This is a genomic window from Psychrobacter sp. CCUG 69069, from assembly GCF_021023115.1.
GTDB classification, from domain to species: Bacteria; Pseudomonadota; Gammaproteobacteria; order Pseudomonadales; family Moraxellaceae; genus Psychrobacter; species Psychrobacter namhaensis.
The window spans coordinates 1-13718 of sequence record NZ_QQAI01000021.1 but is presented as its reverse complement, the minus strand read 5'-3'; the positions used below and the strand labels follow the sequence as shown (position 1 = coordinate 13718).

General features: G+C 40.2%; 15 protein-coding genes and 1 pseudogene. 7 read left to right on the top strand and 9 right to left on the bottom strand.

Features of this window, described 5'->3' with window-relative positions; translation table 11 throughout:
• Positions 1-46 precede the first annotated feature (46 nt).
• The 5 genes from DVY93_RS11230 (at position 47) to DVY93_RS11210 (ending at position 3484) form a co-directional block, all read left to right on the top strand.
• The gene (locus DVY93_RS11230; RefSeq protein ID WP_102092598.1) at positions 47-322 is read left to right on the top strand and encodes a metal/formaldehyde-sensitive transcriptional repressor; all 276 of its coding nucleotides are present in this window, start codon (positions 47-49) and stop codon (positions 320-322) included.
• 38 nt (positions 323-360) lie between these two features.
• Positions 361-909: a manganese efflux pump MntP gene (locus tag DVY93_RS11225; protein ID WP_230710851.1), complete on the top strand. Its 549-nt coding sequence runs from the start codon at positions 361-363 to the stop codon at positions 907-909.
• 276 nt (positions 910-1185) lie between these two features.
• Positions 1186-2451 carry a hypothetical protein gene (locus DVY93_RS11220; protein WP_230710850.1) on the top strand — a complete coding sequence of 422 codons (1266 nt, stop codon included), beginning with the start codon at positions 1186-1188 and terminating at the stop codon, positions 2449-2451.
• Between the two features lie 491 nt (positions 2452-2942).
• Complete coding sequence (locus DVY93_RS11215; RefSeq protein WP_230710848.1) at positions 2943-3233, top strand: type II toxin-antitoxin system Phd/YefM family antitoxin; 291 nt, start codon at positions 2943-2945, stop codon at positions 3231-3233.
• Positions 3230-3484, top strand: coding sequence for a Txe/YoeB family addiction module toxin (locus tag DVY93_RS11210; protein ID WP_230710846.1), 255 nt, complete (start codon positions 3230-3232; stop codon positions 3482-3484). The genes DVY93_RS11215 and DVY93_RS11210 overlap by 4 nt, the downstream gene beginning before the upstream one ends.
• A gap of 1135 nt (positions 3485-4619) precedes the next feature.
• On the opposite strand, the gene DVY93_RS11205 is transcribed toward DVY93_RS11210, so the two are convergent.
• The 7 genes and pseudogenes from DVY93_RS11205 to DVY93_RS11175 all read right to left on the bottom strand — a co-directional run bounded on the left by DVY93_RS11205 (position 4620) and on the right by DVY93_RS11175 (position 8601).
• Positions 4620-5588: a DNA-binding protein gene (locus DVY93_RS11205; protein WP_230710844.1), complete on the bottom strand. Its 969-nt coding sequence runs from the start codon at positions 5586-5588 to the stop codon at positions 4620-4622.
• A 141-nt stretch (positions 5589-5729) separates the two neighbouring features.
• A complete protein-coding gene (locus tag DVY93_RS11200) occupies positions 5730-6026 on the bottom strand; it encodes a hypothetical protein (RefSeq protein ID WP_045448295.1) in 297 nt (98 codons plus the stop codon).
• A pseudogene (locus DVY93_RS11195) lies at positions 6013-6299 on the bottom strand (BrnT family toxin). The gene DVY93_RS11200 and the pseudogene DVY93_RS11195 overlap by 14 nt, the downstream one beginning before the upstream one ends.
• A gap of 8 nt (positions 6300-6307) precedes the next feature.
• Complete coding sequence (locus DVY93_RS11190; protein ID WP_045448298.1) at positions 6308-6523, bottom strand: type II toxin-antitoxin system RelB/DinJ family antitoxin; 216 nt, start codon at positions 6521-6523, stop codon at positions 6308-6310.
• Positions 6524-6607: 84 nt separating this feature from the next.
• Positions 6608-7561: a replication initiation protein gene (locus DVY93_RS11185; protein ID WP_230710842.1), complete on the bottom strand. Its 954-nt coding sequence runs from the start codon at positions 7559-7561 to the stop codon at positions 6608-6610.
• Between the two features lie 329 nt (positions 7562-7890).
• Positions 7891-8061 carry a hypothetical protein gene (locus DVY93_RS11180; RefSeq protein ID WP_157822713.1) on the bottom strand — a complete coding sequence of 57 codons (171 nt, stop codon included), beginning with the start codon at positions 8059-8061 and terminating at the stop codon, positions 7891-7893.
• 198 nt (positions 8062-8259) lie between these two features.
• The gene (locus DVY93_RS11175; RefSeq protein WP_101204326.1) at positions 8260-8601 is read right to left on the bottom strand and encodes a hypothetical protein; all 342 of its coding nucleotides are present in this window, start codon (positions 8599-8601) and stop codon (positions 8260-8262) included.
• A gap of 262 nt (positions 8602-8863) precedes the next feature.
• On the opposite strand from DVY93_RS11175, the gene DVY93_RS11170 reads away from it, so the two are divergent.
• Positions 8864-11512, top strand: coding sequence for a MobA/MobL family protein (locus tag DVY93_RS11170; protein WP_230710840.1), 2649 nt, complete (start codon positions 8864-8866; stop codon positions 11510-11512).
• Between the two features lie 25 nt (positions 11513-11537).
• The gene (locus DVY93_RS11165; protein ID WP_101204328.1) at positions 11538-12494 is read left to right on the top strand and encodes a hypothetical protein; all 957 of its coding nucleotides are present in this window, start codon (positions 11538-11540) and stop codon (positions 12492-12494) included.
• A gap of 188 nt (positions 12495-12682) precedes the next feature.
• Here DVY93_RS11165 and DVY93_RS11160 read toward each other — a convergent pair whose 3' ends face one another.
• A complete protein-coding gene (locus DVY93_RS11160; protein ID WP_101204329.1) occupies positions 12683-12958 on the bottom strand; it encodes a hypothetical protein in 276 nt (91 codons plus the stop codon).
• Positions 12959-13114: 156 nt separating this feature from the next.
• Positions 13115-13339: a helix-turn-helix domain-containing protein gene (locus tag DVY93_RS11155; protein WP_058368516.1), complete on the bottom strand. Its 225-nt coding sequence runs from the start codon at positions 13337-13339 to the stop codon at positions 13115-13117.
• Positions 13340-13718: the final 379 nt, after the last annotated feature.

Below are 13718 nucleotides of genomic sequence, written 5' to 3'. Positions count from 1 at the left end.
TCAATAAATATACTACCCCCCAGTATAAAATGAGGTAATAAAAATAATGTCACACACTCAAAAAAGTAGGAGCAAGCTACTAGGACGTATTAGACGTATTAAAGGGCAATCGGTAGCAATAGAGGCCTCATTAGAAGGTAATCCTGAATGCATGGCTCTTTTGCAGCAAATAGCGGCATTAAAGGGGGCGGTAAACGGTCTTATGAAGGAGGTTTTAGAAGAGCATATAAGAGAACATTTAGGGGCAGAAGACATTACCCAACAACAACGTCAACAAGAGATAGAAGACGTGTTATCTATCCTAAAAACTTATCTAAAATAGAAAAAGCATAACAATATTTCAAAAGGAATTATTTTTTCATGTTAGAAATACTATTATTGGCGTTAGCACTGGCTGCGGATGCGTTTGCCGCTTCAATCGGTCTTGGATCCACTCACAAAAGCGATGTTAAGCCACAGTTTATAAAAATGGCGTTACTCATTGGATTATATTTCGGTGTTGCTCAGGGGGTGATGCCGCTGATTGGTTATGCACTTGGCTCTACCATGCTGGGCTGGTTTGCTGAAGGGGCTTCTTGGGTAGCCTTTGTCATACTGGTCGCGCTTGGGATTAAGATGCTCTATGAGTCGCGTTCAGTTAATGATGACGATACTCGGATTAATGTAAGTCATAAAACACTGCTGTCTTTAGCCATAGCTACCAGTCTCGATGCCATGGCAGCAGGCTTTACGTTAAACCTGTTGGCTGTTAATGCTTATGTTGCCTGTTTAATCATTGCACTGACGACAGCTGTTTTAAGTGTCTTAGGAGCTTATATAGGACGCCAATCAGGGACATGGCTCGGCAGTTGGGCAGAAGCGCTAGGCGGTTTGGTGTTGATCGCTATTGGTGTGAATATGGTGGTTTAAAGGCGATCTTATATTTAAGAATTTTCAGAAACTAATCGAAAGATAGAAATACGATTGCTTCATGTTGAAAGGTACACTGCTATGTATACTTAGCTGCTAGAACTAGAAATAGCGTAGGCTATTGTAATCATTAGCCTACAGCTGAAGGTTCAAGTCCTCACTAGGGAACCGTATTCTTATACTAATCTGAACATAATTTTTTGGATATATCATGTGAAAATGTCAATTTTTAAGAGCTGAGAAACCTACAACCTATTTAAATATTGAGAGATTTTTATGAATGATAAATCAAAAATAGCAGATAACGCATCGTTAAAGGAAATAGACAATGCATTTAAAATAGCAAAAACTATCTCTAAAGTACCTTTGATTAAACATATAATGCCTCGCATTCATAATGCCTTATCAGAATTCCTTGAAGGTGAGCCTCAATTTTCTAAATTAAAGGAAACACCTGATAATTTCAACAAAATATTCTCAAAATTAGGATGGGTTGCTTATGAAAGTATTAGTCTAGATATTATGGCGACAGCAGTTGACTTATATGCTGCGAAAGGCAAAGAAGTTGCTGAAAATTATCTAGCTGATACTTATGATAAGGATACGATACGAAGAGGGTTAATGAGTTTTTCAGGTCACAAGCATTTCAAAAAAAGGTTACGACTTCTAAAATTAGCTGAAATAGATTATTTGGAAGGTAGGTATCATGCTTGTGTGCCATTGCTACTTAGCTTGTTGGATGGTGTGGTAGACGACATATCTGGGCATGTTGGTTTCTTTGCAAAAGGGTCTAATTTGGAAATTCGGGACTCTATAGCTGCACATGAAACTGGATTGACAGTTTTAGCTAAGATAATGACAAAAAGTGCGAAAAAAACAAATGAGAGGCCATGCAATATTCCATATAGACACGGTATATTACATGGGAAAGAGCTTGCTTTCGACAATAAGATAGTCGCAGCAAAATGCTGGGCTGCATTTTTTGCTACAAGAAACTGGGCTGAAAGTTATGACAAACTGAAAGATGAACCTGAGGTAAAAGAAGAATATGGATTAAAGGAGCACCTTGCTCATCGGGTAGCAATGAAAAAGCTCAACGATGCTATAGCAGCTTGGCGTCCAAGAAACATGGCAGATCTTGATTATCTACCTTCTTGTGGCGGGAGTGATAGTCTGCCAGAAAATACACCTGAACATGCTGTAGCTCAGCTCTTAGAATATTGGCAAAAACAAAGTTTTCAGCTTATCTGTAACATGCTTGTCTACCCTAAGAAAGCCGTACAAGCGAAAAATGATTATGGCGGGAATGCGCCTATCTCGTTTAAAGTGCTTAGCGTTGAAGATACAGCACCAGTTGTTACCAAAGTAGAGGTAGAGCTGAGCTTTCAAAAGGAAAATAGAACTATAAACGAAAAGGTCTCAATCATAACGAACTACTTAGATTCAGACGGTAATACCTTAATAAGGTCTGACCCAAACGGGAAATGGAAAGTTATGGAAGCATCGTTAGCTAGAGTTGCAAGCCTTTATCAAAGTTTCTGAAAACTACAAACACTCTATCAATCTACGTTGTTGGGTACTGGTCATGATAAAAATCCTATAAGAATGAACCGCCCTGAGATTGTCAGAGACTCAACTTTCTGAGAGAGTACTACAATAAAAAATAAAAGTACCCCCATTGGTCTTTATCTAAAAGCATCACAACGTCATATAAAAACCGATTTAATGCAGTAAGGCTTGATAATAACCATTATATTGCATTCATAATTGCTTTTCTGCAAAAGTATATGAGTAAAGTTTGGGTTTTTCGACAATATAATACGGCAAACGTGCCAAGCAATTTAAACCAAGATCAATATGTCAGTTTTCATATATACGTTTTAAAGATTATACATGGTCACATATCAAATTATCCCTTTGCCTTTTACTAATACATGTACAAATATATGTACTTATATAGTATATACTAGTGTAGCATTTAACCTATAATGACAGGTCATATAACCAACATTATTAAACGTGGAGTAATTATTATGGACGTTGTGAACTACACTGATTTTAGAAAGGGCTTAGCAAAATATATCGATAAGGTAGATACCGATAAAGGCCCGATATTAATCACCAGACAAAACGCCAAACCGACAGTATTGATGAGTCTAGAAGAGTTTAACTCGTATGAGGAAACACTGCATCTGTTAAGCAGCCCTACCAATGCTAAGCGTCTTAGACGCTCTATTGCTGATGCTAAAGCTGGTCGCCTAATTAAACGTGAAATTGATACCAAGGACGCACCCCTCACCTTTGATGATGAGGTGGACGCTTGATACTATCTTGGACGGAAGACGCGTGGGAGGATTATGAATACTGGCAAAAAACCAGTAAAGATAAAGTTAAACAGATCGGTAAGCTGATCAAAGCCATCAAACGCGACCCCTTTGAGGGTATTGGCAAACCTGAACCGCTAAAACATGACCTTGCAGGCTACTGGTCTCGTCGTATTGATCAAGAGCATCGACTGGTTTATGAGGTTCAAGATGATGCGATTATTATCGTCCAGTGCCGTTATCACTATTAAGCAATAATATAACAGCTATAAATAGTTACTGCCTAGAAGCGCTCTCTAACTCTTGAGATATCTCAGTAATCAACTGACGCGAGCAATTAGCCATGACTTGTATTCTAGAATAGTTATAGTCAACTTTTAGGAGACTTTTGATGATTTATTGCTTCTTAGTCATAGGTTTAGGGCCTTTACATGTATCTTCTAATTTAGCCTAAGCAAGTCAATAAAGAATCAGACATTAAAAACTTAGTCTGTATAACAAACAAAAAAATGCCTCTGGGAGTTGACTCCTAGAGGCATTTAGTTTTTAATGTAATTAACGGTTACAGTGTGCTTCAACACGCTGTAACGAACAAATAAGCATGTGCAGTGCGTTATTTGAACAGCATTAAATGCCCGTGTAGGTGCATTTTATCCAAAATCTGCTTTCATATCAACCTTATTCACTATACATTTTAATAAACCGCTTGTTCGCTCGTTACATCCTTGTGCTGCTCTCTTTGTAACCGTTACCCGTCAAATGGGTGGCAGGCCTCGGTGACGACTGCGTTTGACATAAGGGTGAGCTCCCTACAGGGGTGACTAGACAAAGGATCAGAGCAACGCAATGAGTGGCTACTCGTGCATATCGTAGCGGTATATTGGGCCAACGCCCTTGCTAGCGTATGACAGTACAGTAGCGGTTATGAGCGTGTCTAGGCGGTGCTATCAGCCGTAATCATAACAACCGTAGCTTGATACAGTGATACGGTCTTGATGACGCGATGGGCGATGAAGTCGGCATGACTAATCACATCAAATCCAAGGAATACACTAAAGCGTTTGTGAGTATGATAAAAATACTCACAAACGCTTTAGGGTGAGTGTTCCTTGAAATCTGCTCAAGGCTCCAAAATCAGCATAAATTCACTTAGGCTAATTTAAGTAGTATATAGCCCACTAGGCTATATATTATAAGAGTCCAGAGAAAAATTTAGAATAGTTATTATACAGCAGTCACTTATTCAGTGAGTCGATATTGTCATGGTTGATTCATAAGCTTAGTGTGAATAGAACGAGATCTATGCCTTGGGTAAACTACCTCCCAAACTTATAACTGTTCTTTATCTTGAAATCCTAATTAAACTGAAACCTCGAATACTTTTATTTAGTCAGCATCCAAAGTATTATCTTTGTTTTGAATAAGTATTAGAGCATCTTGTGCTTTCTTAAGTTGATCTTGTAACAGAGTCACTTGTTCCTGCTTTGATAAATGACGGCTTGATAGCTCGCTATATTGTTTATTCAATACGCTATGCTCAGCTTCAAGCTTAGCCTGTGTTTGAGTCAACTGATCGTTGAGTCCTGATAGTTTGTTACGCTCAGCGATTATGGCCTTTAACTCCCCTTTAACCTCTGCTGTGTCAGTCGCTATCTCATTGCGTTCAGTAGTGACTTTCTTTAGCTCATCCTTAGTCGCGGTCAGTTCTATTTGCAGACGTGAAATTTCTGCTTTATCGCTATGAGCAGTGGCTTCAAGCGTGGCCACTTTTGATAAGTTGACGTTAAGCTCTTTTGCTTGCTGGTCAAAGCTGCTGCGCAGCTCTGCAAGTTGCACTTGGGCTGCATCTGTTTTAGCTTGCTCAAGCTCAAGCGCGTGCTGAGTATCACTGAGCGTCTGTAACAGTGTATCACGCTCAGCAGTCATTTGAGCTGTACTGATTGCTGCTGCCTCTGCCGTTGCTGTGACTTCATCGAGCTGTACCAACAAATCGGCTTGTTCACTCTCTAGCGTTTTAACCGCCTCTTGCGCCTCATCTGTTTCAGCTTGTGCCTTGGCCTTAATACTCTCTAGTGCCTCACGCTCTTTCACCAAGCGATCATTAGCGATATCAATGGCCGTCTGCCACATATCCGCACCAAGCGCTTGTAAGCGCTCAGTGATACCACTTGGTAGCTCAACCTGTCTGAGCTGCTCTTCTTCTTGGTTATCCTGACGCCAAGACTTCATCGCCTCACTGATGGTTGTGAATGAACCACCGCCCAAAGCCTTACGCACCTCAGCTAATGTTGGCTTAATTCCTTGTTCTTGCAATTGGTCGGCAGTAGCATGAATTTGCTGAATAGTGATGGCCATCATCATCGTCCTTAATTTTGTATGAATAAATATGTAATTGTTGTATATTATGTATGTAGTATAATACAATTTACAATATACTACAATACAAAATATAAAAAAACCTCAAGTGATCTTGAGGTCACGGTCATTAAATTATAGTTAGTGATCCGCTAAGTATTCTTCTAGCGCATTATTGATCATTTCTTGATAGTCACCACCTGTTTGCTTGGCTCTATCCTTAAACTTGGCAATGATACTTGGGTTGATGACGCTCGCTTCAGCAGAGAACGCTTGCGGCTTAATACTGCCACGGATAGCGTTTGACCAATCCGTAACTTCTGGAATATCTGATAAATCAATATTGTCATCACTAAGCGTTGCTAAATATTCTAAGTCCGCTTGTTGCTTTGCCGTTAGTGGTGGTAAATCGTCTATTTGATAGCTAACCTTGTTCATATTGCCTCCTCTCACTCTTTGTGGCACGCCTAGTCGAGATAATGCGTATAACCTCGCCACCATCTATGTCTGTCTGCGTATGGGCTACTAATAAGACTGCTGTGCCGTCTATTGTACCCAGCGCCTGCCACCGCTCCTCACCATTTTCATACCTGTCTTGCTGACGCAGGCATAAAGAATCTAAAAAACCCGGGTAGCTGCCTCAAATGATAAACGGTGTTTGCACTGATTGGTGATGTTTTTTTGTTCATCCCATTCAAATCTAATACTCATCTTTTCTCTCAATCAGTATGCTCTTTATAGATTGGCAATTCATCTTGACTGACAGCTGCTACTTTCTGATACTCAAAAGATAGTGGCACTTTATTGGTTTGCGCCACTTGGGTCAAAAATAATTTGATCGCTTGAGACGGTGTTAATCCATAGCTTTCAAATACCGAAAAAGCATTTTCTTTTAGCTCTTGATCGAGCCTAATATTATAATTAGTTGTCGTCATAACATCACTTTTGGCTTATTTATGTACATATAATATAAGCCATTTGTATAGGCTACGCTAGCTCAATTACTCTTTTTTTCTTTGCTATGATTTCTGCTTAGGGAATGTATAGCCTACCGCCAGTAAGTGCTTTTTGTGGGTCTTTAAAAAAGCCTCATCTCTTAATTGAGTGTGTAACCAACTAATAACTTCTTGAGTGCTTTTACCTGATGGTGCGTAACTACCAAACGGTGAGTAGTTAGCCAACAAAGGGGCAAAACGATCAATTTGCTTAACGGTTAGAGGTGGGATATCTCTATCCTCATTATTCTGATTTAGGCCCTCCTGTCCTTTTTTCTTAGTTGGCTTGGCCTTGACGGTGAATGTCAAACCTGTAACTGTGCGTCCACGTTTGATGTTTTCATAGGTGATTTTGATGTCGGTTTTCTGATTAATTTCTTTTATGGGCCCATCAACTGCATTCTCTTTCAAATTGTTGATGCGCTCATACGACTTAGGCGTGCCAAGTTCTTGCCTATATTGATCTAAAGTCATAGAAAAACCACCCTTCCCCTCAGACTTTTTTGCTAGATGGTAAAGGTCTAACGAGTAAGTCAATTTGAGGTTTAAGATATCTTCTTTTAAATATTTAGTGTAAGGGTTGAACTTATCAAAAACCTGAAGTAAGTATATTACCTCATCTGTAAAATGCATCGATATATAGCCATCTGCATATTTCGACCTGATTAGCCATTGAACCTCTGTATCATCACCATCCTTATCCTCATAAATGAATGTACGCTTCATTAATTTTTTGCTAGCTGATTTCATTTGCTTATAAGCCGAGTTTCTATCTATTCCGCTAAGCTTAGCAAATTCAGAAGACGCAACCTCTATCGGTGTTTTTTCAGTAGCATTATTAACCCTAACCAATGGGCTCGCTAGAATAATGATGCGCTTCTCATCAATAGACATCTCTCTAAAAGCTTGAGTAATTTTATTCTGCATAACAATCCATTTTTCAGGATATTTTTTTTCGTATAGCTCGACATCATTCATTATGACAACCTCATTATGCTAGTTACTTTAAGATACTAGCATAATGCGGGATAAAAGTAGCATTTAAACGGGATAAAAGTAGCATAATGCGGGATAAAAGTAGCATAATGCGGGATAAAAGTAGCATAATAGAGTGCGTAACCCTTTAATAGCAAAGCTTACAGACTGTCTAAAAGTCTTTAAAAGTTTTTAAAAGTAAAAAATATATTTTTATTTTAAATAATAAGGAAAAAACCAAAAAACCGACGGATTTAAGATGATAATTTGATCGACCAATCACTTGTAAAACTGATCAGTAGCTCAGAATGCAATTGTCCATTTACTTAATGTTATTCCACGTTCGCATGGTTCGGATCAAGCTTAGATCTTTGAAGATCTTCAAAAGCACGGTCAAAGATATTTTGAATGTCTTCATCTGTAATTCTGTCCAACGCTGTTTTCATACTCTCAGTATCAGTCTCATTTTTTGTAGATAACTCGTCTTCATTTTCAATAGTCATTATCGACACCTCTGTAAACACATCTTAAAGCATTGCTAAAACGCATAAAAAATACTCTTATATGCGTTTTACGCTCTTTCCGATATGATGGTAGCTAAAGCTATTCTAAAACGCTTAAAACAGCCGATAACCGTCTCCTAACCTTTCGCTAATTAGTAGACGATCCAGCTGTACCTTCAATTAGGCGATTTCGAGTAGCTACTGTGATGATGAATAAATATCAAGCAATGAACCGTGGTCACTGTCCTGACTGTTTTTAGGTGGTGTAAAGCTGCTTGGTGTTTCCTTAGCTTCACCTTGCATCTTATGAGCAATTGACTTTAAAAACTCACGGTGCTTTTTCAAACGGACATATTTTTCATTATCGTGTGCGTCTAAAAAAATAGCCTGCAGTTCATGATTATCATCATCGTCTAATGCGTTGGCCAACCACTCCCCCAATATTTTATGTGCTTCAAGCCTGTCCTGATCAATCTCTTTTTTAAGAGCCTGTAATTGCTTAATCTTATTTGCGAATAAATCATCTGATATTACTGACATTACCTCATCCTTTTTTTAGCCAACTATGATAGAGTTGATCCTAGCAGTACATACATAGGTATGCAAGGTAGTAAAATACACAAGACCACATCTTTTCGTGGGCGCAGTAGTATTTTAACCCTCTGTTAAGAGCGAACTTAGGAGTTTATGTAAAAAAGACCCACAAGGGGTACTGTTTTTTTACATAAACTCCGTCGTTCGGCAGGGGGCGAACCCCCTACAACCCCCAAAAAATCATCTCTCAATATTGGGTTTTTTTGCTATGAATAATAAAGGGTTTCATTTGTCGGTTAGCGCCGTTAGTAAGGCGAAAAATCATAGCGTGGTGGCAAAGTCGGCTTATAATTCTGGCTCAAAACTGGTTGATGAACAGTCAGGAGTCGTCCACGATTACACCAGTAAAGCTAAAGACAAAATCTTAAATTTAGTGGACAGTGATGGTACTAAATACACGCAAGTTGTTGAGAAAAATGTGGTGCATACGGCGTTGATAACGCCAACTCTTGCTGGGGATCTAGCAGTGACACGTGAGGGTTTTTGGAATGATATCGAACGCATTGAGACTCGTAAAAACGCGCAATTGGGTACTGAGATTGATGTGATGTTTCCTGATGGGATCACCGCGGATCAGCGTATAGTTCTGGTCGAGCGCTACGCTCAAACCTTATCTGATCGCTATAACGTGCTTGTCGATGTGGCCATTCATCGGCCCCACAGTCACGAGAAACATGTGGGGGAGGTTGAAGTGGTTGAGCTGACCAGTCGTAACTTTCATGCCCATATTTTACTCTCAAGCCGTGAGATAGTAGCGGATGTTGAGGGTTATGCTTTATCAGCACGCAAGAATTGGTTGCAGTGGTCAACGGAGGAGCGGTTATCTAAGGGGTTAAACGGACGCGGCGATGAGCTTAAATATCAACGCACCCTTTGGGCGGATATGGCCAATGAGCTACTGCCTAAGAATAAAACCATTAGTGAGAAATCCTACCGTGAGCTGGGCATCAATCGTTTGCCAAAAATGAAACTGGGTAAATCACTATATAAGGATATTCTCAAAGGCAATCGTTCAGTGATTCACGAATACAACGAGACGATTGATGAGATCAATGCTTACATTGAAAAAAATGGTTTAGTAATTGAGTACGACGACAAGGGACGTATTGACCTAGAAAGCAATGAACAAGAGGTTAACGGCGTCACAATACATTATAAAAAGCGTAAACCCTTTGCGCGAATTGAGCTCAGTAATATCCGATTTGTAGATCCTGCCGTTGAACTTGAACCCGCTATCCCTAAAAGTAACAGTCAGACGCATAGTGATGCGGCCAATGATCACGCACTTGATGAGCTTTTAGCAATCTCAGCCGACTTTGTGAGTCAAAAAAAGATGGTACGCAGCGCCTTATTTTCAACCATTGATGCGCTGCATGAAGAGTTAGCGCACCAGTCTAAACAGATTATTACTATTGATAAAAACATTAAGAGTACCCAGCGGTTCACCGAGGAGGTGGGACAGGATTTTAGTGACCCCCGCCAAAAAATGATTGAGCTTGCCAGGCAGATAAGCACAAAAGAGCAAAGTGAGGCACTAAAGACGGCTTTAGTGTTGGTTGAGGAGTTTAGACAAGATGATACCCTACAAACAGGCCGCGCCGTTACAAGTCTTGAGAAGCAACTGTCACAGATTGATAAAATAGTGCTGAATAATAAAGCGATGCTAGAAAAGCTGATCCCGCTTAATAATGAAGTCATTGCTGACTACAAAGGGTTGAAGGCCACGCTAAAACCCTTTGCCGCAAAGCTGAATAAACTGGCGACTGGCTTTAAAGCTCTTGATGAGATTGATATTGAAAAATCCGACTTATCCTTACAGTGGGATCAAGCGTTTGCGGATCTACAAGAGATAGATATCACCAATAACATGGATACTTATCATAAGTTTGCTGCATTTGCAGATCTGGACGTTGAGCGCTTTAAGTACCTTGAAAAAGAACGTGAGGCGCTCAGTACGTTAAAAGCGGTAGAGATAGACGCGGATGCTGACACTCGTTTGACGGCATTGGCCGCTGATGTTAAAGCGTTTAAGACCACCAATAATGAAGACATCAAACAGTTAAAGCAGCAAATTAATACCAGTAAAAAGACTTATCAGCGCTTATCACCGTTTTATGAGCAGCGTATCGCCTTACTGGATCAAAGTGAGGCGGTGATCGTGCAAGATGATGATTTATACGATGAAATCATAAGTACCAAGACTACTCAATTGAATGCAGATCGGCTTGAGGACTGGCGCAGCCGTACTATGGCGCTGCAATATCAGCTCAACAAAGCGCATGAGCAAGCAAAGCTTAAGAAAGAGGCTGAGCGCGCACGAGAGGAGGCTTTGATCAGGCGGCGAGAAACCTTAAAACAGAGGCGGCAGCAGGCATCTCTTAAGCGTCAGCGAATCAATGAGACCAAAGCATATCGAGATCGATTTGACAATTTAGTGGTACGGGTGCGTAACCGCGTTAATACCCTTGATTTTAAGGCCGTTGATGCACCGATCGAAGTGATCAACGCGGCTGAGGCGGTTGCCGCACAAGCATTTATATTCACTACTCTAAAACACACTGACAGCTTTACGACACTACAAAAAAGTTTACGAGACACCGATGCTAAAAAAATTGCAACGCAGGTGCAGAAGGCAGCAACGACGCTATGGCAACAGCTTGAGCGCTTGCCTGACAATCAAGATAAGGTCGAGGTGTTAACGAAAATCAATGAGCGCTTTGAGCACGTTCCTGCTATCACCATAGATGGGGCAACGCTCACACAAACTGTGACAGATCACCTGCAAAAAACGAAGAACGCCATCCAAGCGCATGAACAAGCACAAACACGCCGCTACTCCTCACCACGCCCATTTTAGGCGGCATTATAATAATGAGTACCCCATGAATAAAGACAATAGCAATGAGCAAGACATACACGATCAACTTGTTAACCTAGTGACTTCATTGACTCCGGTCATTGGGGCCTTGCGTGAGCTGATTAAGCGAGCCGATGATGCGGTAGCGAGGCGGCTTGAGCGTTCGCTTAGCGGTATTGATAGCAAGGTGAATGAGGTGTCTTCTGCCATTGAAGAATTAGGTAGTAGCGCAAGCACGACTTCGCAGGCATTGAGCCAGTATCAAGAACTCGTGTTAAAGCAGCTACAAGCGGCAGTGACTGCTTTTACTGACAATGAGATGCCGCGTCGTTATGATGACAAAATAGCGGGCATCATCACCGATATGAAACAGCAGATTGATACGGCTGTAGAGTCGGTCGTCACTGCTAAAAACGATAGCATAGAGGTACAAATCAGTACCATGCAAGCGGTGGCTGACAAGCTTGGCGCAAGCGCTGACAATCTAGCCCTATTCACCAATCAGTACCAAGCTGGTCATAAGCAGATTATTGAAGATATTGAGACCTTTGAGACCACCACCAAAACGCGGATTGAGCAGGTCGAGGGTAGAGCTAGTAAAGACTTGGACAAAATTCATAAGTCCATTGAGACTATGAGTATTAAAAGGATTGCAGCCGCTGTCGCAGCGGGTACGATGGCTGTGATAATAAGTTTGGTGGCCCTGGTATTTTGGTATGTGCCAAGCTTTGATGAGATTGCAGAGATGAAATACCAGCAAGCAGAGCTACAGCGCGGCATCGATGAGCTTGAAACGGGTTGGAAACAGGCCTTTAATAATGCTCAAAGTGCGCAGTTTATTTTGGCTTGTGATGTTAATAAAGAGCAGCCTGATGCAATCAGCTGGTGCGTTAGAGCAGACAGTAAGAGTGTTTTGAGAGATGAGAGAGGCTTTGTTTATTATAAAATAGCTGGGGTGCCGCGTGCAAAGCCGACTGAGTAAAGACGTATGGTAATAGCGAGCTATATTGCCCAAAAGTGCGTCTTCTGAAACATATAAGACTGAAAAAAGGCTTGTTTGATTGTCGTTATCTTTGTCTATATTAAAAAGCCAGATAATGACACTTTATCTGGCTTTAAGGGTTATTGTTTCTTGTTAAACAAGAAGTCTGTAAATATAAGCTAAAGTGACTAGGCTGCTTGGTCAGTATGAGCTGTGACCAACTCTATAAAAGCAGTTTCAAGGGTACTTAACGCATAATCATCAATCATAAGACCGTCATCTATCTGTCGTTGCACCCAGACATAAATCGCTTCATCATTATAAAGAATAGCGTCAACACCAAGTAATGATGCCAGTTGTACGCCTTGCTGTACTTGTAAGCTGAATAACAGCTTAGAGGCTAAATTTTTAGTCTGTTCACTAAACCAAGCGCAGCTGTTGAGCCGAGATAGATTGTTATTCATTGGTATTCTCCTGTAGATTATTGTGTATAAATAATGGATAAAATGACTTACTACAGGTCAAATTATACCTATATTTTAATCTATTGCAAGAGAAAATGACCTTCTAAAGGTCTTTTTATGCGTCTAAAGGTGATAATGTCTTATGAGCGAGGGTGTTCACTCAGGCGTTTCACTGCTGTCCTCATTTATAATTTCATATAAATCACCAACATTGATTCTAAGATACGTGCATAAAGACTCGATGACATCTAGATCAACTCGGGTGGCTTCTTCATGATACATGCGAGTAATGGTGCCACGATTGATACCAGTATCTCTTGCGACATCGGCAATTTTAAGGCGTCTTTCGCCCATAATGGTCGATAAGTGACACTTCACCATAGTGGTTTCCTCATTAACGATTGGTGGTTTTTGATTGGTGAGCGGATTATAACGAATATGAGCGGCTAACGTATTCCTTTTAGTAGCTCAAATTGATATTCAACAGCGGTAATTTACCTAGTAGTAGGCAGTTTATTATGCTGTCTTTGATACAGGACGTCTATCATGATGGATATACGCTAGTTAGAAAAGGTGATGCTATTTTTACTATGAAGTATTGCTATTAGTAGTAATGTGACGTACATTTTTAGTTATACTTATATACTTATATACTTATATACTTATATACTTATATACTTATATACTTATATACTTATATACTTATATACTTATATACTTATATACTTATATACTTATATACTTATATACTTATATACTT